General features: G+C 62.3%; 20 protein-coding genes. 11 read left to right on the forward strand and 9 right to left on the reverse strand.

Annotation, left to right across the window (positions count from 1 at the left end):
* Positions 1 to 546, reverse strand: a complete 546-nt coding sequence (locus V8J82_RS03685; protein ID WP_339972264.1) for a hypothetical protein — start codon at positions 544 to 546, stop codon at positions 1 to 3.
* Entirely contained in the window at positions 543 to 1,448 is a 906-nt protein-coding gene (thyX, locus tag V8J82_RS03690; protein WP_339972266.1) for an FAD-dependent thymidylate synthase, read from the reverse strand. The genes V8J82_RS03685 and thyX overlap by 4 nt, the downstream gene beginning before the upstream one ends.
* 92 nt (positions 1,449 to 1,540) lie before the next feature.
* Between thyX and V8J82_RS03695 the strand changes: the two genes are divergently transcribed.
* The 3 genes from V8J82_RS03695 to V8J82_RS03705 are packed head-to-tail and all read left to right on the forward strand — an operon-like array spanning position 1,541 to position 3,576.
* The gene (locus V8J82_RS03695) at positions 1,541 to 2,434 is read left to right on the forward strand and encodes a DUF817 domain-containing protein (RefSeq protein ID WP_339972268.1); all 894 of its coding nucleotides are present in this window, start codon (positions 1,541 to 1,543) and stop codon (positions 2,432 to 2,434) included.
* Between the two features lie 39 nt (positions 2,435 to 2,473).
* Positions 2,474 to 2,902, forward strand: coding sequence for a VOC family protein (locus tag V8J82_RS03700; protein ID WP_339972271.1), 429 nt, complete (start codon positions 2,474 to 2,476; stop codon positions 2,900 to 2,902).
* Positions 2,896 to 3,576: a DUF1194 domain-containing protein gene (locus V8J82_RS03705; RefSeq protein ID WP_339972273.1), complete on the forward strand. Its 681-nt coding sequence runs from the start codon at positions 2,896 to 2,898 to the stop codon at positions 3,574 to 3,576. Before V8J82_RS03700 ends, V8J82_RS03705 begins: the two co-directional genes overlap by 7 nt.
* Before the next feature lie 71 nt (positions 3,577 to 3,647).
* Here the strand turns inward: V8J82_RS03705 and V8J82_RS03710 are convergent, their stop codons facing one another.
* The 5 genes from V8J82_RS03710 to yajC are packed head-to-tail and all read right to left on the reverse strand — an operon-like array spanning position 3,648 to position 7,726.
* Positions 3,648 to 4,001 carry an Mth938-like domain-containing protein gene (locus V8J82_RS03710; RefSeq protein ID WP_339972275.1) on the reverse strand — a complete coding sequence of 118 codons (354 nt, stop codon included), beginning with the start codon at positions 3,999 to 4,001 and terminating at the stop codon, positions 3,648 to 3,650.
* A 4-nt stretch (positions 4,002 to 4,005) separates the two neighbouring features.
* The gene (locus V8J82_RS03715) at positions 4,006 to 4,758 is read right to left on the reverse strand and encodes a sulfite exporter TauE/SafE family protein (protein ID WP_339972277.1); all 753 of its coding nucleotides are present in this window, start codon (positions 4,756 to 4,758) and stop codon (positions 4,006 to 4,008) included.
* Positions 4,751 to 5,731: a protein translocase subunit SecF gene (secF, locus tag V8J82_RS03720; RefSeq protein ID WP_339972279.1), complete on the reverse strand. Its 981-nt coding sequence runs from the start codon at positions 5,729 to 5,731 to the stop codon at positions 4,751 to 4,753. Before secF ends, V8J82_RS03715 begins: the two co-directional genes overlap by 8 nt.
* Before the next feature lie 4 nt (positions 5,732 to 5,735).
* Positions 5,736 to 7,412, reverse strand: a complete 1,677-nt coding sequence (gene secD, locus V8J82_RS03725) for a protein translocase subunit SecD (RefSeq protein ID WP_339972281.1) — start codon at positions 7,410 to 7,412, stop codon at positions 5,736 to 5,738.
* A 32-nt stretch (positions 7,413 to 7,444) separates the two neighbouring features.
* Positions 7,445 to 7,726, reverse strand: a complete 282-nt coding sequence (yajC, locus tag V8J82_RS03730) for a preprotein translocase subunit YajC (RefSeq protein WP_339972283.1) — start codon at positions 7,724 to 7,726, stop codon at positions 7,445 to 7,447.
* Between the two features lie 257 nt (positions 7,727 to 7,983).
* On the opposite strand from yajC, the gene V8J82_RS03735 reads away from it, so the two are divergent.
* The 7 genes from V8J82_RS03735 (at position 7,984) to V8J82_RS03765 (ending at position 15,644) form a co-directional block, all read left to right on the forward strand.
* Positions 7,984 to 8,703: a trypsin-like serine peptidase gene (locus V8J82_RS03735; protein ID WP_339972285.1), complete on the forward strand. Its 720-nt coding sequence runs from the start codon at positions 7,984 to 7,986 to the stop codon at positions 8,701 to 8,703.
* A 39-nt stretch (positions 8,704 to 8,742) separates the two neighbouring features.
* Positions 8,743 to 10,197, forward strand: coding sequence for a pentapeptide repeat-containing protein (locus V8J82_RS03740; RefSeq protein WP_339972287.1), 1,455 nt, complete (start codon positions 8,743 to 8,745; stop codon positions 10,195 to 10,197).
* Positions 10,198 to 10,622: 425 nt separating this feature from the next.
* Positions 10,623 to 11,915, forward strand: coding sequence for a serine--tRNA ligase (gene serS / locus V8J82_RS03745; protein ID WP_339972289.1), 1,293 nt, complete (start codon positions 10,623 to 10,625; stop codon positions 11,913 to 11,915).
* Between the two features lie 39 nt (positions 11,916 to 11,954).
* A complete protein-coding gene (locus V8J82_RS03750; RefSeq protein ID WP_339972291.1) occupies positions 11,955 to 12,686 on the forward strand; it encodes a TspO-related membrane protein in 732 nt (243 codons plus the stop codon).
* Positions 12,687 to 12,763: 77 nt separating this feature from the next.
* The gene (surE, locus tag V8J82_RS03755; RefSeq protein WP_339972294.1) at positions 12,764 to 13,555 is read left to right on the forward strand and encodes a 5'/3'-nucleotidase SurE; all 792 of its coding nucleotides are present in this window, start codon (positions 12,764 to 12,766) and stop codon (positions 13,553 to 13,555) included.
* Positions 13,552 to 14,205 carry a protein-L-isoaspartate(D-aspartate) O-methyltransferase gene (locus V8J82_RS03760; protein WP_339972296.1) on the forward strand — a complete coding sequence of 218 codons (654 nt, stop codon included), beginning with the start codon at positions 13,552 to 13,554 and terminating at the stop codon, positions 14,203 to 14,205. Before surE ends, V8J82_RS03760 begins: the two co-directional genes overlap by 4 nt.
* 284 nt (positions 14,206 to 14,489) lie before the next feature.
* On the forward strand, positions 14,490 to 15,644 hold the full coding sequence (locus V8J82_RS03765; RefSeq protein WP_339972299.1) for a peptidoglycan DD-metalloendopeptidase family protein: 1,155 nt from the start codon (positions 14,490 to 14,492) through the stop codon (positions 15,642 to 15,644).
* Positions 15,645 to 15,961: 317 nt separating this feature from the next.
* On the opposite strand, the gene V8J82_RS03770 is transcribed toward V8J82_RS03765, so the two are convergent.
* Complete coding sequence (locus tag V8J82_RS03770; RefSeq protein WP_339972301.1) at positions 15,962 to 16,639, reverse strand: HAD family hydrolase; 678 nt, start codon at positions 16,637 to 16,639, stop codon at positions 15,962 to 15,964.
* Positions 16,640 to 16,887: 248 nt separating this feature from the next.
* Here V8J82_RS03770 and carB point away from each other — a divergent pair, with 248 nt between their 5' ends.
* Positions 16,888 to 20,289, forward strand: a complete 3,402-nt coding sequence (carB, locus tag V8J82_RS03775; RefSeq protein ID WP_339972303.1) for a carbamoyl-phosphate synthase large subunit — start codon at positions 16,888 to 16,890, stop codon at positions 20,287 to 20,289.
* Between the two features lie 291 nt (positions 20,290 to 20,580).
* Here carB and V8J82_RS03780 read toward each other — a convergent pair whose 3' ends face one another.
* On the reverse strand, positions 20,581 to 21,678 hold the full coding sequence (locus tag V8J82_RS03780; RefSeq protein WP_339972305.1) for a helix-turn-helix domain-containing protein: 1,098 nt from the start codon (positions 21,676 to 21,678) through the stop codon (positions 20,581 to 20,583).
* Positions 21,679 to 21,900: the final 222 nt, after the last annotated feature.

Raw genomic sequence — 21,900 nt, forward strand, 5'->3', positions numbered from 1 at the left:
CTAGATATCTTTTTCTTGCATAACTAGGCCACTTTTCCAGAACTGCCGACGCGCATTGAGCAATGGGCGCAGATTGTCTACGATATCATCTGCTTCCCTCAAAAAGTGATCGATAAAATCCAGTGAGCGATCTTTGGCGTGCTGATCCTTAAGGATATGGCTTTTTATGTGGCCGTTCCCAGTTGAAAAATAGCGCATAAACTCAAGCGATCTTTGCGAGTAGTCCTTGCCTAAAATATAGTGAAAATTTCCAAATCTTATCTGTGCGAGTGTAGCTGAATAGTCAAAACCCTCCATTGGGATATAGAGCGCCGAGTCGGTGACTTGACCTGCTCCGATTCTTGTCTTCAACCCTGCCAAACGCAGCTTGAGATTTTCGTATTCGTCAATGTTCAAAGCCAACTCGGTTTTCATGACATCTAAGATAGCTGAGAATTGCGAGCGCGCTTGGATTTTTGACAATAAAAACTGAATGAACGCACCAGCCACTATTCCAACAAACACCCAAAAAGCGTTGGAAAGTGCAAACATCGCGGCCTCACTCACCCAAACACCCCCTCAAACTCCCGCCATTCGCCTTTGCTCATGCCGCTCGTTTCCTGGGTCACCTCTTCCCCGGCCAAGCGGCGCTTCAGCACCTCCACGCCCTTGCCGCTCAACTGAACACCGCCCATGCGATAATCCTCGAACGCGCCATAGGCGGCGGGCACCCAGTCCTTGACCATCTCGCAGATCGCGTCGGCATAGACCCGGATCTCGTATTGCGCATGGTCGTCGGCGCGCAGGCGCAGGAAATGGAACAGGTTGTGCAGATCCACTTTCCAATACCATTGCGTGTAGATATTCGCGGGCAGGTTCATCCGCGCCAATTCGCGGGCCAGCCCGGCCTGTCCGTCTTGCGACAGCATCGCCTCGTAGTGGTCATAGGCGCGGCCCGCATCGTCTTTCAGCATCCGCAAGACGCGCTCGGCCTCTTCGCCTTGCAAGGTCTCCCCGCGGCCTTGGTTGTTGACCACGCTTTGCGCCGCCAAAGCATCGGGCTCTGGAATGTAGAATTCACGGTCCAAAATCGAATAGCGCGCCGAATACTCGTTCACATTCGCCGTGCGGTGCCGGATCCATTGCCGCGCCACGAAGACCGGCAGCTTCACATGCAGCTTGATCTCGCACATCTCGAACGGCGTGGAATGCCAGTGCCGCATCAGATAGCGGATCAAACCACTGTCATCGCGCGCTTTTTTCGTGCCTGCGCCATAACTGACCCGCGCCGCCTGCACGATGGCCGCGTCATCGCCCATGTAGTCCACGACCCGCACAAAACCGTGGTCCAGGACCGGTTTCGCCTCATACAAATGCTGTTCCATCCCCGGCGCGACGGCCCGCAAAGTCGGCTGTGGATTGGCGCGGGCGTGCTGGATTTCCTCCAGTTGTTCGGGGGTCAGGGGCATGGAATGTGTCCTCAGAGGTGGGAATCAGTGCAGGCGGTGTGAGGCTATATATTGCCCCAGGCCGCACCAGCACCGCAAGATGATGAGGGCACATGGCCGACAAAGGTGTCGCCTATCTGGAACGGACAATGGGCGATTGGGCGCGCGCACGGCTGCATCCCCATGTCGCCGAGTTTGCAATGTTTGTGTTGAAACAGGGCTGGGCGGCGCTGTTCGGCATCTTGATGCTGGCCGCGATCATTCTCAGCCGTCTGATCTGGCAGGCGGATTGGACGCTGGCCCGCTACGATGCGCTGTTCCTCTTCGCCATCGCCACCCAATCGATCTTCCTTTGGCTGCGTCTGGAAAGCATCGAAGAGGCCAAGGTCATCCTGCTATTCCACATCACCGGCACGATCATGGAGGTCTTCAAGCTGGCCCAAGGATCCTGGGATTACCCCGATCAGGGGGTGATGGAAATCGGCGGCGTCCCGATGTTTTCGGGCTTCATGTATGCCTCGGTCGGATCCTTCATGGCGCGGGTCATCCGCATCTTCCATATGGAGTTTTCGCCTTATCCGTCCTTCGCACTCACCGTCGCACTGGCCACGGCGATCTATGTGAATTTCTTCACGCATCACTACACCTACGACATCCGTTGGTTCCTGTTCGCTGCCACGCTGGTGCTGTTCTGGCGCACCCGGATCTGGTTTTTCCCCGGGCCCACGCCACGCTGGATGCCGCTGCCCGTCGCGGCTTTTCTCTCGGCCATCTTCCTGTGGATCGCCGAGAATATCGGGACGCTGACACAGACCTGGACCTATGCGGGCCAGGGCACATTCGAATTGGTGGATCTCAGCAAGTTCGGCTCCTGGTACCTGCTGCTCTATGTCAGTTTCGTGACGGTGTCGCTGGTGCTGCGCGATGTGATGCAACCCGACGCGACCCGTCCGGCCCCGCGTGAAGTTTACCAACCAAGGGCTAGTCAAACCGCGCACCCTCGTTAAGCTGGCGTTAACGATGACACAAGGGAGAGACTCGCAAAGATGGGTTTGACGTATCTGCACACGATGGTCCGCGTGAAGGATCTTGAGGCCTCGATGGCCTTCTATCGCCTGCTCGGGCTGGAGGAAACGCGGCGCCATGACAGCGAAGGTGGGCGTTTCACGCTGGTCTTCATGGCGCCCCCCGATCAGCCCGAATGCCCGGTTGAACTGACGTATAACTGGGATGGCGATGATGAACTGCCCTCCGACAGCCGCCATTTCGGGCATCTGGCCTACCGGGTCGATAATATCTATGCGCTTTGCCAGCACCTGATGGACAATGGGGTGACCATCAACCGGCCACCGCGCGACGGGCATATGGCCTTTGTCCGCTCGCCCGACAATATCTCGGTCGAGTTGCTGCAGGCGGGCGACGCGCTGGAACCTGCCGAACCCTGGGCCTCAATGGACAATACAGGCCATTGGTAAGGTCTGCGGCGCTGATCGCGGCGCTGGCCGCCGGCCCTGCCCTGGCGCAGGATCAATGCCGTCTGGCGCTGCAACTGGGCCTCGACGTGTCGGCCTCGGTCGATGCGGGTGAATACCGCTTGCAGGTCGACGGCCTCGCCTCCGCTCTCATCGATCCCAGCGTCGTCGATGCGTTTCTGAACGGCCCGGGCCCGGTCGCGCTGTCGATCTTCGAATGGTCGGGCCGGTTCCAGCAAGAGGTGCTGCTCGATTGGGTGATGATCACCTCCGAAGAACAACTCCTCACCATCGCCGAAGACATCGCCGCCTCCGAACGCGGCAGCCAGGATTTCCCGACCGCACTCGGCTATGCGCTGGGCTTCGCCTCCACCCGCTTTCGCGAGGCGCCGCCCTGCCTGTTCCAGACCCTCGATATCTCGGGCGACGGGCAGAACAACGACGGCTTCCCGCCGGTCGCCGCCTATCAGCATTTCGATTTCGACGGCATCACCGTGAACGGGCTGGCCATCGGCGGTGCGTCGCGTGAGATCGAGCAATATTTCCTCGCCGAGGTCATCCACGGCCCCGGCGCCTTCGTGGAATACGCGCTCAATCATTCCGATTTCGCCGAGACCATGCGGCGCAAACTGGAACGCGAATTGCGGGCGATGATCTTCGGCACCCTGGCCGAGTGACCCGCCGGTCAGGCGACCGCGCCCCCTCTTCCATTGGCCCCAAATACCCAAAATCCGGCGCTGGCCCCTGCTCAGACCGCCAGCATCGCGGCGCCCACGCGGCGGCCCTCGGCGAGTAGCACGTTATAGGTTCGGCAGGCGGCCGGGCTCGCCATCACCTCCAGCCCCGCCCCGGCTTTCTCCACCGCATCGCGCAGCGCGGCCGGGGGATGCGCGATCTCGGCGCCCGTGCCCAGCAGCAGCACATCGACCTCCGCCACCGCCGCGACCAGGCCCGCAACATCCCCATAGCCGTCCCAGATCGTCACACCGGACGGCGTCAGCAAGACATTGCCCTCCACAACCGCGCCGCCGATCCGGAAGAAACCCGGCCCATAACCATCGACCGGACGGCTGTCATCGTAATGCACTTCGTTCATCCGCATCGCGTCACCCCCATATCGGCAGGCCCATCACGCCCGCCATACCGATCAGAATATAGGCCAAGGTCTTGTAAACGCCCGCCGCTTCGGGCCGAAACACCCGCGCGCCCGTCCAGGTGCCCAGCGCATAGGGCAGAAGCAGACTGACACCGAGCCAAAAGGCCTGCCCGTCGATCAGCCCCTGCAGCCACATCATCGGCATCATCAGCAGCGAATTCAGCGTCAGAAAACACGCCAGATTGCCCCGTGTCACTGCGACCGGCTGATCGCTGCCCAGATTGAACAGGATCACCGGGGGCCCGTTTAACCCGGTCGATCCGCCCGTGATCCCCGCCAGGGCGCCAACCCCGGCGCGCAGGCCGAGCCCGCCGCGCAACGGCACTTTCCACCCCGCCAGCAGCGCCGCCAGGGTCAGCAATGTGACGACACAAACCGCGGTACGGATCGTGACCTCTTCGGTCACCCGCAACAGCGCGATGCCCAGCGGCATGGTCACCAGGGACATCCCCAACATCACCAGCGTCTGGCGTTTGTCCGCCACCGCCCAGGCCTTGGGGATCACCGTGAACATCGAGGCCAGCGCCGATAGCGAAAAGGCCGCAATCGCCAGGGGCGGCGGCAGGAAGATCACCGCAATCGGCATGAAGATCAGGGCCGAGCCAAAGCCTGCGAACCCATAGACCAGCCCCGATGTCAAAGAGGCCAGAGCGACCCAGACGAGGCCCGGCACTGCCAGGGCCTCGGCCAGGGTCTCAAGCATCAATATTCGCGAATTGCGTGCCCGATGCCCCGCCGCCATCGGACGGTTTCGACCAATCGCGCTTCACGCCGATCATCAGAACCACGTTCTTCGCGACATAGATCGACGAATAGGTCCCGACCACAACGCCCCAGGCAATCGCAAAGACAAAGCCCCGGATCACATCACCGCCCAGAACCAGCAGCGCGATCAACGCGATCAGGGTCGTGCCCGAGGTCACCAAGGTCCGGCTGAGGGTTTCATTGGCGCTCAGGTTCATGACATCGCGCAGGGCGCGTTGCTTGTATTTGATCAGGTTCTCGCGCAGGCGGTCGAAGATCACCACGGTGTCGTTGATCGAATAGCCCACAATGGTCAGAAGCGCGGCGATGGTCGCCAGATCGAACCGGATCTGGAACAGGCTGAAGACGCCGATGGTCAGGATCACGTCGTGGATCAACGCGGCCACCGCGCCCACGGAAAACTGCCATTCGAAGCGCAGCCAGATATAGACCAGGATCGCCCCCAGCGAGGCCAGAACCGCGATCACCGCGGTCTGGATCAACTCACCCGACACCTTTGGGCCGACGGATTCGATGCTGGGAAAGGTCATGTCCGGATCGATCGCGTCACGCAACGCCGCCTGGATGGCGGTGATGACTTCGGGTGTCACCGCCTCGGCGCCCTCCTGGGCCTGGATGCGGACCGTGGCGACAAATTGGTCGTCGTCAAAGGTTGGGTCGAACACCTCGCTGATCACCACGTCGCCCAGGTTCAGCGGGTCTAGCGCGGCGCGGTATTCGCCCACATCCACCACCACCGAACTGTCGGTGCGGATCGTGGTGCCGCCCAGGAAATCGATACCGAAATTCAGGCCGACACTCAGCCAGATCGCAATTGACGCGATAACGGCCACGATCGAGGCCCCGAAGGTCGCCCGGGCATATTTGAAGAAGTCGAAGTTTGTTTGCTGTGGAACGAGACGAAGACGCATCGGATCAAACCTCGATCGTTTTGGGGCGGCGGCGTTCAAACCAGATGACCACCAGCAGACGTGTAACATAGATCGCTGTGAAGACCGAGGTCAGGATCCCGATGCCCAGCGTCACCGAGAATCCGCGCACGGGGCCAGAGCCCAGAACGAACAGGATCGTGGCGATGATGAAGGTGGTGATATTGGCGTCGATAATCGCGCTCAGCGCCCGTTCATAGCCCAATTCGATGGCGCGGGCCGGGCCGCGCGCGGTGCGCAATTCCTCACGGATCCGCTCGAAGACCAGCACATTGGCATCGACCGCCATCCCGATGGTCAGAACGATCCCCGCAATCCCCGGCAGGGTCAGCGTCGCACCGATCACCGACAGAACGCCGAAGATCAGCCCCACATTCAGCACCAGCGCAATCGAGGCGAAGACGCCAAACGTGCCATAGCTGGCCACCATGAACAACAGAACCGCCGCGAAGGCCACCAGCGCGGCCACCTCACCGGCGCGGATGCTGTCCTCCCCCAATTCCGGGCCGACGGTGCTTTCCTGCAGGAAGGTCAGATCCGCCGGCAGCGCGCCCGCGCGCAGCAGGATCGATAGCTCGGTGGAGCTTTCAACGGTGAATTGCCCTGAGATCTGGCCAGACCCCGCGCAGATCGCGCCTTGGATCGTCGGCGCGCTCAGCACCTCATTGTCGAGCACAATCGCAAATGGCGCGCCGATATTTGTCTGCGTGTAGTCGCAAAAGGCCTGCCCTCCGCGGCTGTTGAGCTGGAAGGTCACCACCGGTCGGCCGGTTTGCTGATCAAAGGAGGGGCGGCTATCGGTCAGGTCATCGCCGGTCAGGACCGGGGTTTGCTCCAACACGTAATATTGCTCATCTTCCACGACCGTGACCGAAGGGACGATGATCTGGCGCGCCTCCACCCGATCTTCGGCGCCGCCCGCCAGCCGCACCACCGGGTGGAAGGTCAGCCGCGCCGTGGTGCCGATCAGGTCTTTCAGCTCCTGGGCCGAACCGATGCCCGGCACCTCGATCAGGATCCGGTCGGCGCCCTGACGCTGGATCGTCGGCTCACGCGTGCCCGCCTCGTCGACGCGGCGGCGCACGATTTCAATCGATTGCTGCATCGTGCGGTCGTTGGTGGCGGCCTGTTCGGCCTCCGACAGGCGCACGATCAGCGTATCGCCGCGGCCGCTGACATCCAGTGTCGGCTCCCCGAGCGCACCGGTCAGCGAGACCGTGGGCTGCGCCAAGGCGCGCACCGCCGCCACTGCCGAGGCCATGCCTTCGGGTTGGCTGATCCGCACATGCAGTTCGCCGTCGGGCGCATCGATCCGGCGGATCGTGCCGACCACATCGCGCAGCTCGCGCAACTCATCGCGCACCTGCGGCCACAGGCTGTCCATCCGCTGGGAATAGACCTCTTCGACATGCACCTCGGCCAGCAACCGCGCCCCGCCGCGCAGATCCAGGCCCAGATTCACCAGGCTCGACGGCAGGAACTCGGGCCACTCGGCCCGGTCGGCCAACAATTCATCGGTCTCGATCCCTTCCCGCTCGATCGTGGCGACGGCATCATTGTGCCGCTCCACCTGACCATAGAAGAAATTCGGCATCGCAAAGGTCAAACCGGTCAGGACCACCAGCACAATCAACAGCCGGTTCCAGAGGGGGATCTGCAGCATCAAACGGGCTCCTCAGCCAGGGGCAGGCCGGGTTAGTCGTTGGCGGGTTCGGTTTTCGACCGGACCTGCGCAATCGTCGGGCGCAACACGCGCACCTTCACATCCTTGGTCAACTCCACCTCAACCTCGGTGTCGTCCTTCACCTTGCTGATCTTGCCGATCAAGCCCCCCTGGGTCACAACCTCGTCACCGCGGCGCAGGGCGGCCACCATCGCCTGATGCTCTTTCACCTTCTTTTGCTGAGGGCGGATCAGGAAGAAATACATGATCACCAGGATCAGGATCAGCGGGACAACCTGGCCAATACCTTCCATGGAGGGGCTCCTTATGCTTGGGGCGGGGCCTTGTACCGGCCACCTTCGTCAACTCCTCACACCACCCGTAACCGGCCCGGCGTGAAATTTGCGGCACCCTATGGCCCGGCGGGGCCAAGTGCAACACGCGCTCCGCTGCCACATGGGCGCATCGGGCGGGCCGGGCAAGGGGCAGGTGCAGAATGCGCGCCATGCCGTGGCCCGCACCCCACAATAGCACGGCTTCCCCACGCGGGGCGATCTGCTAGGCTTGGCCCATGCGCTTGCCCCCGACCCTTGGCCGCCTGGCGGTTTTGCTCGCCCTCCTGCCGCTGCCGGGCCGGGCCGATGTCGGCGCGCCGCCCCCGCCCCTGCCCGCCTTCCAGGTTGCCGAATTGACGGGCATCGCCCGGCTCCGCTCGCCCCTGCGCAATAGCGGTGGCTGCACCGCGGTTCTGATCGCCGCGGACTACGCCCTGACCGCCCGCCATTGTGCCCGGGGATCCGGCGGCAACGTGATATTCGACCCCGACGGCCCCAGCCCGCACCATGTGGCGGTGGCCGAGGTCAGCCTTCACCCCGACTATCCCCAAGGCGCCGAACTCAGCATGGAAACGGCGGGCTTCGATCTCAGCCTTCTGCATCTCGCCGAGCCCGTGCCGCCCGAGATCGCCCAGCCGATCCCCCTGGCGTCCCTCGATGCCGCCCTCCCGCATGCGCTCATCGGCTATCTCAACGCCAATGACGGACCGTTGCACGGGCATGACGGCTGCGGCATCGCCCAGCTGTCCGAGGCGCTGATCGCCAGCGATTGCACCACCGCCAGCGGCCAATCCGGCGGCGCCTTCCTGCGCGACACGCCCCAGGGCTGGGTGCTGACCGGCATCGTCGTGGCCACCATTCCCGGGGCCCAGGGCAATCTGCGCAGCCTCATGGCCGTCCTCGATCCGGCGACCTTCCCCGCTTTGGCCGAGGTGTTGGCCGCGCCCGCCGATTAAGCCCTAGGCAAAGCCCCCAGAACTGCGTTTCATGGCGCCATGTCCGAGACCACCACCATCACCCTCCCGATCTCGTCCGATATTCTCTCGGTCATCGGGATTTTGCTGGGATTGCTTGCCGCAAGCGCCCTGATCTCGCTTGTCCTGCCGCGCGGCCCGAAGACACACATGACGGATGACAAAAGCTTTGTGATCCGGTGGTTCCGCATCATGGATCTCGGCCCTATCGAACGCGTGATCGTCGCTTTCGTCCTGATGGCCATGGCGGTCCTTTTCCTGATGGCGATTGCCGCAACCTTTACGATTGTCATCGGTACGATCCTGGGCGGTCTCGACCCCAGCGCCGCGCGCGGCTTCGGCACCGGCGCCCTGCTCGTGGCCCTGCTCGGCTCGCCGTTCCTGATCTGGCGCAGCATGGTGGGCCAAAGCACGCTCGATGAGACCCGATTTCAAACCAAGTTGCAGGACGAGGCGCTGTTCAACGACAAGATCAACGCCGCCGCCAAGGACCTCGCCGCCCGCCACCAGGTCACAACCAGGCTGCGCGAAGGCACCGAGACCGAAGAGATCGAGACCGAATGGCAAGACGACCTCGTCACCCGCGCCGCCGCCATCGACCGGCTGGAGGGCCTGGCGCTCGAAGCCTTCGACCGAGGCGACATCAAAGCCGCCCAACGCATCGCCCGAATGCTGTCAATCTACGTCCAGGAACTCAGCCGCCAATACCCACCGGAAGAACCACCCGAAAGCGCGACACCGGAGGAGTTTCGAGATTGGGCGCGCTCCCTAAAACCAGCCCGCGCCGACATGGAACGCGCCGCTCAAAGCCTTGGCCGGATAAACACGCAGTCGCAAACTCCGGACAAGATCAAGCTCAACTCTGGTGCCAATCTTTCCGAAGCGAATCTCCAAGGAATGTCATTGTGGCAAGTCGATTTGTCTGGAAGTGACCTTCGCCGCTCTAATCTTGATGGTATCCGCGGTTTCGAAGCTCAGCTTGAACGAGTCTATCTCGTGAATACGAGCATGAAATTCGCGAACTTTGCCGAAGCAAAGATGCCTTTCGCAGTGCTTCAAGACGCAGATATGCGCGCAACGGTTCTCAGAAACACAGACCTATCTCAAGCTCAGATTACCAAGACAGATCTTTCCGGTGCGTGGCTGGGCCATACCAATCTCCAATCAACAGCGCTACGCCACGCAGTATTGAATGGCGCCTTGTGCACCAAGTGTCAGACTAATGATTCAACAGATTTTAGCTACGCATCCCTGAGAGGCGCAGCGCTCTACGAAGTGAGCGACGCTTTACTCGATCTTACGCGCGACCAATGGGACCAATTCTTTTATGCGGCGGAAACGCTTCCAGAAGATGCCCCCGATCATTGGATTGAAGCAAAGCTGAACTACGACGATTTCGTTGCCGCCTGGCGCGCCTGGGCCGCCGAGCACCACCCCGACATCACCATCGCCCCCGATTATCACCGCGACGCATAACGCGGAACAAAGGTGCGGCCGCCGGGCGATTCATCACCCGACAGGCGATGTTTCAGCGAAAAATCTGCCGAGCGGAAACGGGCCGTCCCCCGGGCACGGCGATTTGGTCACCGCAAGCGCGCAGTCGAAAAAGACGTCGGGACCGCCACCATAGGTCAAGTTGATGAGCCGTTGGGTCGCAGCACCATGGCCCGAGGATGCGCTTGCGCACTCAACTGACGCGGCGATTGGCGAGCGCGTCCGGCGTTCATCGCGACAATCACCGGCGCGAAACGTCGCCCCTCGCCACGTTTCAGAGCGCGCCTCGCAGATATACCGAAGATATCCGCCAGATATACCGGTTCTATCTGCCTCGATCTGCCCCTTTCCCCGCCCTTCGCCCTCTGGCATACCCGCGTCACGACGATCCGCCAGGAGGCCATACCATGCACGATATCCGCGCCATCCGAGACAATCCCGCCGCCTTCGATGCGGCGATCTCGCGCCGTGGGCTCGCGCCGGTCTCGTCGCAAATCCTGGCCATCGACGAGGCCCGTCGCGCCGCGATCACTGCCGCCGAAACCGCGCTCGCCGACCGCAACGCGGCCTCGAAAGATGTCGGGAAAGCAAAGGCCTCCGGCGATGAGGCCGAGTTCCAACGGCTCCGCGCACTGGTGGCTGACAAAAAGGACGAGATCGCCCGCCTGGAAGACGAGGCCAAGGCCAAAGACGCCGAGCTGACCGCCCTTCTGGAGGCGCTGCCGAACCTGCCCGCCGATGACGTACCCGACGGCGCGGACGAGGCCGACAATGTCGAGCTACACCGCCGTGGCACGCCCCCGGTGATGGACTTCAAGCCCTTGGAACATTTCGATATTCCGGCGGTTAAACCCTCGATGGATTTCGAAACCGCGGCCAAGCTCTCAGGCTCTCGCTTCGTGTTGCTCAGCGGTGCCGTCGCCCGTCTGCACCGCGCCCTTGCGCAATTCATGCTCGACATCCACACCACCGAAAACGGCCTCACCGAGGTCAACGCGCCGGTGCTGGTGCGCGACGACATCATGTATGGCACCGGCCAGCTTCCGAAATTCGGCGAAGACAGCTATCAGACGACCAATGGCTGGTGGCTGATCCCCACCTCCGAGGTCAGCCTGACGAATATCGTCAATAACACCACGGTTGACGAAAGCGACCTGCCGCGCCGCTACACCGCCCATTCGCTCTGCTTCCGGTCCGAGGCTGGCAGCGCCGGGCGCGACACGGCGGGGATGCTGCGCCAGCATCAGTTCGAGAAGGTCGAGATGGTCTCGATCACCCATCCCGATCACTCCGACGACGAACAGCAGCGCATGCTGACCTGCGCCGAGGGCATCCTGGATCAGCTCGGCCTCGCCTACCGCACCGTTGTGCTCTGCACCGGCGATATGGGCTTCGGCGCGCGGCGCACCTACGATATCGAGGTCTGGCTGCCCGGCCAGAACACCTATCGCGAGATCAGCTCGGTCTCGACCTGCGGCGATTTCCAGGCCCGCCGGATGAATGCGCGGTTCAAGCCCGAAAGCGGCGGCAAACCGGAATTCGTCCATACGTTAAACGGATCAGGCCTGGCCGTCGGGCGCTGCCTGATCGCGGTGCTAGAAAACGGACAGCAGGCGGATGGATCGGTTCTGCTGCCGCAGGTGCTGCACCAATGGCTGGGCGGCAAAACGCGGATCGATACGGACGGCAATCTGGTCTGACAACAGGGAACCCGGTCACGCATCACGCGTTACCGGGTCATGCGTGATATGACACATTCCGCCAAGACCGACACCGCACGCCTTTGGGCAGTGCTGTGTTTTGTTACTGCCATCGCCTTTGCGATTGTCCCATTTGCAAGCGACCCGTTCAGCGGATTTGACCCTGACCGTTTCCCGATCCCCGTCGACAACCCACCGATCCAACCGGTCGGATGGGCCTTTTCGATCTGGGGCGTGATCTATCTGTGGCTGATTATCGGCACGGGGTTCGGGTTGATCAAGCGCTCCGACGCGCCGGACTGGGCGCCGCACCGGCCCTGGGCCTTCGCCTCGCTGATCGTCGGTGCCGCCTGGATCCCCATCGCGCTGATCTCGCCGATTTGGGCGACGATCCTGATCCTCGTCATGCTGGTCACGGCGCTGATAGCGCTGGCCAAGGCGCCGATGGCGGATCACGGTTTTGCGCGGTGGCCACTCGGCCTCTATGCCGGGTGGCTGACGGCCGCCAGCGCCGTGTCCCTTGCCACCCTGGCCGCGGGATATGGGCTGGCCTCCGCTCAGGTCACAAGCTGGATCGCCTTGCCCATCGCCGTGCTTGTCGCGGCCTATATCACCCTTCGGCTGTGGACCCCGACCTATCCCGCCGCCGCCGCCTGGGCCGCGATGGGGATCGCGGTTGCAAACTGGCCCTCCGGCTTTGCGTGGGGGGCGGCAACTGGCGCCACGCTGCTGGCCGCCTTGGTCAGCCTGGCCATCGTTCGGCGCTTCTAACCACACAGCAAGCGATTTTTCCTGCGCAGCGTCGCAGGCCACTTCACCTCCCTCGCAGAGCGGGGTACACCGCAATTATGCGTATTCTCATCACAAATGACGACGGCATCGCGGCCCCCGGCCTTGCTATCCTGGCCGAGATCGCCGCCGAGATCGCCGGACCCGACGGCGAGGTTTGGACTGTCGCGCCTGCCTTTGAACAATCCGGCGTCGGACATTGCATCTCATATGTGCATCCGACGCTGATCTCGGAATTGGCGCCGCGGCGCTTTGCGACCGAGGGCAGCCCCGCGGATTGCGTGCTGGCGGGCGTGCACCATGTGCTGAAAGATGACCCGCCGGACCTGATCCTGTCCGGCGTGAACAAGGGCAACAATTCCGCGGAAAACACGCTCTATTCCGGGACCATCGGCGCCGCGATCGAGGCGGCGTTGCAGGGTATTCCCGCGATCGCCTTGTCGCAATATTACGGGCCGGGCAACCTGACCCTCGACAATTCCTTCGAGGCCGCCGCGACCCACGGGGCCGATACAATCCGTAAAATTCTTGCCACGCCGAACGCATTTGAGGGCGATCCCTACAAGATCTTCTACAATGTCAATTTTCCGCCGCTGCCCGCTGCCGAGGTCAAGGGCACCCGCGCAGTCGCGCAGGGGTGCCGCGCCACGCCGTCGGGCTTTGGCGTGCGGTCGGACAAGGCCCCCAATGGGCGGACATTCCTTTGGGTCACGGGCAGTCCGCAAAACGTGCCCTCCGGCGTCGATACGGATGCGACGGCCAATCTGGAGGGGTACATTTCAGTCACCCCGATGCGCGCCGATCTGACCGCCGGTGATCGGCTGGCCGCATTGAAAGACGCCATCGAATGAGCGATGACGCGCCGTCCGACGCAGAACGCAAGATGCAGTTTCTGTTCCAATTGCGCCAAAAGGGCGTGACGGATGCGCGTGTGCTTACCGCGATGGAAGAGATCGACCGCGGCGCCTTTGTCCGGGGTCATTTTGCGGCGCGGGCCTATGACGACATGCCGCTGCCGATCAATGCCGGGCAGACGATCAGTCAGCCTTCGGTGGTCGGGCTGATGACCCAGGCGCTGAATGTGCAGCCGCGCGACACGGTGCTGGAGATCGGCACAGGCTCGGGCTACCAGGCCGCCATTCTCAGTCATTTGGCGCGGCGGGTCTATACGATTGATCGGCATCGCAATCTCACACGGGACGCCGAATTGGCATTCACCAAGCTGGGCTTGGCGAACATTACCGTGCTGACGGGCGACGGATCCTATGGGTTGCCCGATCAGGGGCCGTTTGATCGCATCTTGCTGACCGCCGCCGCCGAGGATCCTCCAGGCCCGCTGCTCAAGCAGTTGAAACCCGGCGGCATCATGGTGCTGCCCGTAGGTCAGTCCGACAATGTCCAGATGCTGATCAAAGTGACCCGGACCGAGAGCGGCCTGGACTATGACGAATTGATGCCGGTCCGCTTCGTGCCACTGATGGAGGGCATCGCGCGCGATTGAAGGCGGTCGGCGCCAAAATGCGCAAGCCGCAGGCGCCCAAAGCGACCGCCGCCGCGCTGCGCCCTTCGATCCATCCCGGACTACCGGCACCTTGTCGTCCCGCCTGCGTCCAATTGCCGTCTTACCTTACGCCGCGTCGCTTCCTTTTTACCGAGCGACACATTGCCCATCGCTTCACATTGGTCCATTCCCCTTCGCATTTCCGGCATTCCCATGTAGAACGCTGGTAGGATAACCGCTTAGGGCCCGAAACGAGGCCGATAGCCGAGGAAGGTTCGCGCGACATGCGCCTGATCGACACACGTCTCCCCGCCCGCTCTGTCGCATTGTTGGCGCCGTTTTTCCTGGCCGCCTGTGTGGGCAATCCGCTGGACCTCGATTTCGACTTCCGACCCAACGCACCGCAAACGGAAACCGCCACCGCCGACCGCCCGCAGCCCGATGATCGTGGCATCATCTCTTATGACAGTTTTCAGGTGGTCGTCGCACGCCCCGGTGACACGGTCAGCGGCGTTGCGTCCCGCATCGGGCTTGGCGGCGACGAATTGGCCAGCTTCAATGGCCGTCAATCCAGCGATGTACTGCGCGACGGTGAGGTTTTGGCCCTGCCGCGCCGGGTGCCGGGCGGCGCCGATGGCGGTGCAGACATTGCCAGCATCGCACGCGGCGCCATCGATGCCGCCGATGCTGCGCCCGGCACGGCTACGGGCCCAGCAGGCCAGACCGGCGGAGAGCCTGTGCGCCACCGCGTCACCCGCGGCGAAACCGCCTTTTCCGTCGCGCGGCTTTACGGCGTGTCGGTGCGCGCGCTGGCCGAATGGAACGGCCTCGGCCCCGACCTGACCGTGCGCGAAGATCAGATCCTGCTGATCCCGATCGTCATCGAAACCGACGCAGCGCCTCAGGTTGCGGCGCCCGGCGACAGTGTTGCGCCGCCGCCGCCCTCGGCGGGCAATCCGCTGCCGGACCCGATTGAAACCGCCGAGCTTCCGCCGCTGGACGGCACCGGAACGGGCGCCACACCCCCCGCCGTGCCGCAGGCGACCCCTGCACCGGCCCCAGTGCCCGCCGCCCCTGCTCCGGCGCAGGAGAGTTCTCGTTTGGCACGCCCGGTCGACGGCCAGATCATCCGCGGCTTTTCCAGCGGCAATGAAGGCATCGATATTGCCGCAGCACCCGGCACCAATGTCCGCGCGGCGGGGGACGGCACCGTGGCAGCCATCACGCAAGATACCGATCAGGTGCCGATCCTGGTGATCCGCCATGCCGATGGGCTGCTGACCGTCTACGCCAATGTCCGCAACATCTCGGTCGGCCGCGGCGATCAGATCAGTCGCGGGCAAAGCGTGGCCGAGGTTGGCGATGGCGACCCGTCCTTCCTGCATTTCGAAGTGCGCCGCGGCTTCGAGGCCGTGGATCCGGGCGATTTCCTGCCCTAGCCGCCCGCCCTCCAGGAGCTGTGACGCAACACCTTGGCGCCCAGGCGGTCACAGTTTTGCATTTGCCGCCCATAGATAGCCGCTTTACGGCTGCACCTCTGCGTCGCACATGCCGCGCAACTCAGTGGGTGCCCGCCATTGCTGGGTCGCATTTTCAGCCCGGGGACAGGATTTCATGAAGCAGTTTGCGATCACGTTCACCACTTTCGGCGCCCCATGGCCGTCGCCGCGCCCGCAACCGCCGCGCCTGACACCTCAGACCATCCTCACGAAAATGCCCCCGACCGAACCGGCGGGGGCGTTTTCGCGCCGGGCATCTATTCGGCGGCGGCGACCAACCCCAGCATAGCCGGGCTCAGATGATCGCAGACCCGCATCTCTGCCGGGAAATCCGTGGCCGAGAACATATGGCCCGGAAAGGCGACACAGGAAATGCCCGCCGCCAGCGCGGATTTGGCACTGTCCGGCGTATCTTCGATGGCCAGCACATCTTTGGCCGCCAGACCCATATCGACCAAGGCACGTTGATAGATATCGGGGGCGGGCTTGCTCTCCTCCACCATGCTGCGGTCGCCCACAAATCGGAAATCGCCGCGGGTCAGCACATCGCCCAACCCGCCGAGGATCAGATCAACCGTCTGGCGCCCGGTGCTGGTCACGAAAGCCAGGTCGATGCCGCGGTTTTGCGCCGCACGGATCACCTCGGCCACGCCGGGGCGCAACTCCAGCCCCTGCTCGGCCCGGGCCGCGAAATGCGCCACTTTCAGCGCATGGATCGCCTCGGCATCCACGCTCTCGCCCCGCGCCTTGGCATAGCGCGCGATCCGCGCCGCGCCGCCCGATTGCTTCAACATCTCAGCGTAATCTGCGCGGCCCCATTCCCAATCCAGCCCCGCATCGCGAAAGGCCGCATTGAAACTGATGCGCTGCATCTCAGAAGTTTCCGTCAGGGTCCCGATGGAACCGAAAAACAAGGCTTTGGGCGCTTGGGTCATGATCGCGTTTCCTTTGATTGGGGAAGACAACATTTCGGGGTGAACGCACAAACCGGGCCAAACGATCCCGGCCCTTTGCGATTTAGTGCGGATTGCGGCGTGACCAGGGCAAATAGCCCGCACGCGGCAGCGAACGGCCCTTGCGCCCCGGCCTCGCGCGACTATAACGCCACGAGTTTGTCTGCGCCCCTTTGGGGCGACAGGTTGCCCGCCGCCCAGCGGGCAAGGCCAATGCGTCGGGGGACACCATGCCGAAGAGAACCGATATCAAGTCGATCATGATCATCGGCGCGGGCCCCATCGTGATCGGGCAAGCCTGCGAATTCGACTATTCCGGCGCCCAGGCCTGCAAGGCCCTGCGCGAGGAAGGCTACCGGGTCATCCTGGTCAATTCGAACCCCGCCACGATCATGACCGACCCGGAACTGGCCGACGCCACCTATATCGAGCCGATCACGCCCGAGGTCGTGGCCAAGATTATCGAGAAAGAGCGCCCCGATGCGCTTCTGCCCACGATGGGCGGCCAGACTGGCCTGAACACCTCGCTGGCGCTGGAAGAAATGGGCGTGCTGGATCAATTCGGCGTCGAGATGATCGGCGCCAAGCGCCCTGCCATCGAAATGGCAGAAGACCGCAAGCTGTTCCGCGAGGCGATGGACCGGATCGGGTTGGAAAACCCCAAGGCCACCATCGTCAGCGCGCCCAAGGGCGACGACGGCAAATACGACATCGCGGCGGGCATGAAAGACGCCATCGACGCCATCGAATATGTCGGCCTGCCCGCCATCATCCGCCCCGCCTTCACCCTTGGCGGCACGGGCGGCGGCGTGGCCTATAACCGCGAAGAGTATGAATATTACTGCCGCACCGGGATGGAGGCCTCTCCAGTCGCGCAGATCCTCGTCGATGAATCCCTGCTCGGCTGGAAAGAGTTCGAGATGGAGGTCGTGCGCGACAAGGCCGACAACGCGATCATCGTGTGCTCTATCGAAAACGTCGATCCGATGGGGGTCCATACCGGCGACTCGATCACCGTCGCGCCCGCCCTCACGCTGACCGACAAGGAATACCAGATCATGCGCAACGGCTCGATTGCCGTGTTGCGTGAAATCGGCGTCGAAACCGGCGGGTCGAACGTGCAATGGGCCGTGAACCCCGATGATGGCCGCATGGTCGTGATCGAGATGAACCCGCGCGTCAGCCGGTCATCTGCTCTGGCCTCCAAGGCCACCGGTTTCCCGATCGCCAAGATCGCCGCGAAGCTGGCCGTGGGCTATACGCTGGATGAGTTGGACAACGACATCACCAAGGTCACGCCCGCCTCGTTCGAGCCGACCATCGACTACGTCGTCACCAAGATCCCCCGCTTCGCCTTTGAGAAATTCCCCGGCTCCGAGCCGCATCTGACCACCGCGATGAAATCCGTGGGCGAGGCCATGGCCATCGGGCGGAGCTTTCACGAGTCGATGCAAAAGGCGCTCACCTCGATGGAAACCGGCCTGACCGGATTCGACGAGATCGAGATCCCCGGCCTCAGCCTGAACGATACCGGCCACACGCAAGCCGCAGATGACCAATGGCTGACCCCCGAAAACCGTGCCGCCATCACCAAGGCGCTCAGCCAGCAAACACCCGACCGTCTGCGTGTCATCGCACAGGCCATGCGGCTCGGCCTCAGCGATGACGATATCCAGGCTGTCACCAAGTTCGATCCATGGTTCCTCGCCCGTATCCGCGAAATCGTCCGCATTGAGGCCGAGATTGCCGTCAACGGCCTGCTGACCAAGCCCGACGATATCCGCCGCGTGAAGATGATGGGCTTCGCCGATGCGCGCCTGGCCAAGCTCACCGGCCAGCCCGAGGCCGAGATCCGCCGCGCCCGGCTCAGCGCGGGCGTCACCGCGCAGTTCAAGCGCATCGACACCTGCGCCGCCGAGTTCGAGGCGCAGACGCCTTATATGTATTCCACCTATGAGACGCCCGTCATGGGGGATGCGGAATGCGAGGCGCGGCCCTCGAACGCCAAGAAGATCGTCATTCTCGGCGGCGGTCCCAACCGGATCGGCCAGGGGATCGAGTTTGATTATTGCTGCTGCCACGCCTGCTTCGCGCTCAGCGACGCGGGCTATGAAACCATCATGGTCAACTGCAACCCCGAGACCGTCAGCACCGATTACGACACCTCCGACCGCCTTTATTTCGAACCGCTGACGCTGGAACACACGCTGGAAATCCTTCGTGTCGAACAGGAAAACGGCACGCTGCACGGCGTGATTGTGCAATTCGGCGGCCAGACCCCCCTGAAGCTCGCCAATGCGCTGGAAGAGGCCGGGATCCCCATCCTCGGCACCACGCCGGACGCCATCGACCTTGCCGAAGATCGCGAGCGGTTCCAGCAGCTTGTCCAAAAGCTGGGCCTGAAACAGCCCGAAAACGCCATCGCCACCACCGATGAGGAGGCCAAGAAGGCCGCCGACATCCTCGGCTACCCGCTCGTCATCCGTCCCTCCTACGTGCTGGGTGGCCGCGCGATGGAAATCGTCCGCGATACCGCGCAGCTCGACCGGTACATCCGCGACGCCGTCGTCGTCTCGGGTGACAGCCCCGTCCTGCTCGACAGCTACCTCGACGGCGCGACCGAGGTCGATGTCGACGCGCTTTGCGACGGCACATCGGTCCATGTCGCGGGCATCATGCAGCATATCGAAGAGGCCGGCGTGCATTCCGGCGACAGCGCCTGCTCTCTGCCGCCCCACACGCTCTCCCAAGAAATCCAGGATCAGATCATCGCCCAGACCGAGGCGCTGGCCAAAGCGCTCAACGTCCGCGGGTTGATGAACGTGCAATTCGCCGTCAAGATCGACGCCGCCACCGGCACCGACGAGATCTACCTGATCGAGGTCAATCCCCGCGCCTCGCGCACCGTACCTTTCGTCGCCAAGGCCACGGATTCGGCCATCGCCTCCATCGCCGCCCGCTTGATGGCTGGTGAAACGCTGGCCGATTTCCCCATGGCCGAGCCGCACAAACCCGTCGATGAGGACACGCCGATTATCCCCGGCGATCCGATGAGCCTGGCCGATTTCCGCACGCCGTGGTTCTCGGTCAAAGAGGCCGTGATGCCCTTCGCCCGCTTCCCCGGCGTCGACACGCTGCTCGGCCCCGAGATGCGGAGCACCGGTGAGGTGATGGGCTGGGATCGGACCTTCCCCCGCGCGTTCCTCAAGGCGCAGCTGGGCGCGGGCACCATCCTGCCCGAAGGCGGCACCGCCTTTCTGTCGATTAAAGAGGCCGACAAGACCCCCGATCTGGTTGAGACCGCGCATATGCTGCACGATCTCGGCTTCAAGATCCTCGCCACCTCCGGCACCGCGGCCTTCCTGGCCGATCACGGCATCGCATCGGAGACGGTCAACAAGCATTACGAGGGCGGTCGGACGATTGTCGACGTGATGAAAGACGGCCTCGTGCACCTGGTCATGAACACCACCGAAGGCGCCCAAGCGGTTGAAGACAGCCGCTCCATGCGCGCCGTCACCCTGATGGATAAAATCCCCTACTTCACGACCCTGGCAGGCAGCCACGCGGCGGCCCAGGCGATGATGTCCGCGAAGGAAGGTGAGACGGTGGTGCGGGCGTTGCAGGGCTAACCAACGCTCCGGCACCGAGCCCCCCCTAATCTTCGGGTCTCTGCTCGGCGAGCCACCGGTCGCAGCAACAGCAAGCCCCGCCATTGCCGGGCCCAGGTTCGGCGATCCAACATCCCTTCTGCACACTTTATGGCAGCCACATCCGCGCGCCGATTGATCAAGGCACCAAGATCAACCAAATCGCCGGGCCATGGGTGGGCCCGGCAATGGCGGGCGGCTATGCCGCTGTTAACCCGCTGGGGCGCGAACAATAATCAGGTTGCGAGCTTGCACGCGCTGTAGAGACGAAGCCTAGAAACGTCCCGATCTCTCAAAACCGAAGATCAGATGCTGACGTTCACCACGGAGCCAGAGCCTCTCTCTCAAACCGTCCAAGACAGAATCTTGCATAAGAAAATGATTGAAACGCTTCAAGGTACCCAATTCTTCTCCATAATCATCCGCTAGGTATCTAAGTTCAGTCCCCTTCAAGTGAGCCACCCACGGAACCAGCAAGCCCGCTGCAAACAACTCGGCTTCCGCCTCCTCTACTGTGTCGACAACCTGTCGGATTTGCTCGTCTGTTCCGATCATTCTTGCTGAGTTCCGGCTAATGCTTTGAGGGAGAGCATAGATCTCTTGATCAGACTCCAGCATTCCAGCATGCAATCGGTGATGAGCCACTTCATGGCAAATTACGTGCCTGGCAAAAGTCACTCCTCGTAAAGCGCTTCCAAACCGCTCAGCCTCAAGAACAACGGTGTGCCCATCGACATGACCTTTGATACATGCGAAAGCACCGTTCAGTTGGGCTTGCATTGTTTCTACAACTTGATAGTCGAAGCGGGAGTTCGTGTGGCTGAGTTGCTCCAGGAGGTGCCCAACGTCTAGCTTCTTCGAGTCAGCCACAAATTGACGCCGAAACTCCAATGACAGATCACAAATGTCGACCATATTCCTCGGCGTAATTTCCGACCAGCCACTTCGCTGGGATTTTCGGCTCTTGCTTTTCTTGTCAGCGGCTTGATTGGAAGCGAAACGCAAAGTTGCTAAACGTTCACCCGTTTCTTGTTCCAAGATCTCTTGAATCTTTGCAGCAGATTTTGGCGATATCTTCTCTCCGAACTCCGCCATCATTGCTTGCAGAGGGTGCAGAACGCGGTTTTCACCTTCCTGCCTGCGCTCTGCGTTCGAGAAACGGGCAAGCTTTCGAAGTGCGTCAGCTTCCTGCCCTGAGGCATTCAAAACGCGAATGTAAGTGCCAACCACATCATCGCTTATGTTCGATCTTTGATGCTCGATGTTCGAGATACGCTGGAGGCTATAGCTAGTTCTTTTCGAAAAATCGGTTTGGCTCAGCCCCCTTAAGAGGCGGAGTTCGAGGGCTCTTTTGCCAAATCCAGAACGCATTTTCTTGGTCTCCTTGGGTCATCAAATTAGAGATTACACCAAAAATTGATGAACTCGCAACAAATTGTGGAATACATACTTTGCAAGCACAACATGAGCTGCTGATCGCTCACACAAAGCTGTCCCGTCACGCTAAGTACATGCCTATGGAGCGCATCGTAGCTCCCATGCGCCGGAGTGGGCTGGCGCTGGCCAGAGCGCAATTTGCGCGGGAACCGACAT

Source organism: Gymnodinialimonas mytili, assembly GCF_037544085.1.
Lineage (GTDB): Bacteria > Pseudomonadota > Alphaproteobacteria > Rhodobacterales > Rhodobacteraceae > Gymnodinialimonas > Gymnodinialimonas mytili.

Excerpts from the sequence above, each read along its gene's own strand:
- thyX (WP_339972266.1), bottom strand. The coding sequence starts at position 1,448 with ATGCCCCTGACCCCCGAACAACTGGAGGAAATCCAGCACGCCCGCGCC.
- V8J82_RS03695 (WP_339972268.1), top strand. The coding sequence starts at position 1,541 with ATGGCCGACAAAGGTGTCGCCTATCTGGAACGGACAATGGGCGATTGG.
- V8J82_RS03700 (WP_339972271.1), top strand. The coding sequence starts at position 2,474 with ATGGGTTTGACGTATCTGCACACGATGGTCCGCGTGAAGGATCTTGAG.
- V8J82_RS03710 (WP_339972275.1), bottom strand. The coding sequence starts at position 4,001 with ATGCGGATGAACGAAGTGCATTACGATGACAGCCGTCCGGTCGATGGT.
- V8J82_RS03715 (WP_339972277.1), bottom strand. The coding sequence starts at position 4,758 with ATGCTTGAGACCCTGGCCGAGGCCCTGGCAGTGCCGGGCCTCGTCTGG.
- secF (WP_339972279.1), bottom strand. The coding sequence starts at position 5,731 with ATGCGTCTTCGTCTCGTTCCACAGCAAACAAACTTCGACTTCTTCAAA.
- secD (WP_339972281.1), bottom strand. The coding sequence starts at position 7,412 with ATGCTGCAGATCCCCCTCTGGAACCGGCTGTTGATTGTGCTGGTGGTC.
- yajC (WP_339972283.1), bottom strand. The coding sequence starts at position 7,726 with ATGGAAGGTATTGGCCAGGTTGTCCCGCTGATCCTGATCCTGGTGATC.
- V8J82_RS03735 (WP_339972285.1), top strand. The coding sequence starts at position 7,984 with ATGCGCTTGCCCCCGACCCTTGGCCGCCTGGCGGTTTTGCTCGCCCTC.
- V8J82_RS03740 (WP_339972287.1), top strand. The coding sequence starts at position 8,743 with ATGTCCGAGACCACCACCATCACCCTCCCGATCTCGTCCGATATTCTC.
- serS (WP_339972289.1), top strand. The coding sequence starts at position 10,623 with ATGCACGATATCCGCGCCATCCGAGACAATCCCGCCGCCTTCGATGCG.
- V8J82_RS03750 (WP_339972291.1), top strand. The coding sequence starts at position 11,955 with ATGCGTGATATGACACATTCCGCCAAGACCGACACCGCACGCCTTTGG.
- surE (WP_339972294.1), top strand. The coding sequence starts at position 12,764 with ATGCGTATTCTCATCACAAATGACGACGGCATCGCGGCCCCCGGCCTT.
- V8J82_RS03760 (WP_339972296.1), top strand. The coding sequence starts at position 13,552 with ATGAGCGATGACGCGCCGTCCGACGCAGAACGCAAGATGCAGTTTCTG.
- V8J82_RS03765 (WP_339972299.1), top strand. The coding sequence starts at position 14,490 with ATGCGCCTGATCGACACACGTCTCCCCGCCCGCTCTGTCGCATTGTTG.
- V8J82_RS03770 (WP_339972301.1), bottom strand. The coding sequence starts at position 16,639 with ATGACCCAAGCGCCCAAAGCCTTGTTTTTCGGTTCCATCGGGACCCTG.
- carB (WP_339972303.1), top strand. The coding sequence starts at position 16,888 with ATGCCGAAGAGAACCGATATCAAGTCGATCATGATCATCGGCGCGGGC.
- V8J82_RS03780 (WP_339972305.1), bottom strand. The coding sequence starts at position 21,678 with ATGCGTTCTGGATTTGGCAAAAGAGCCCTCGAACTCCGCCTCTTAAGG.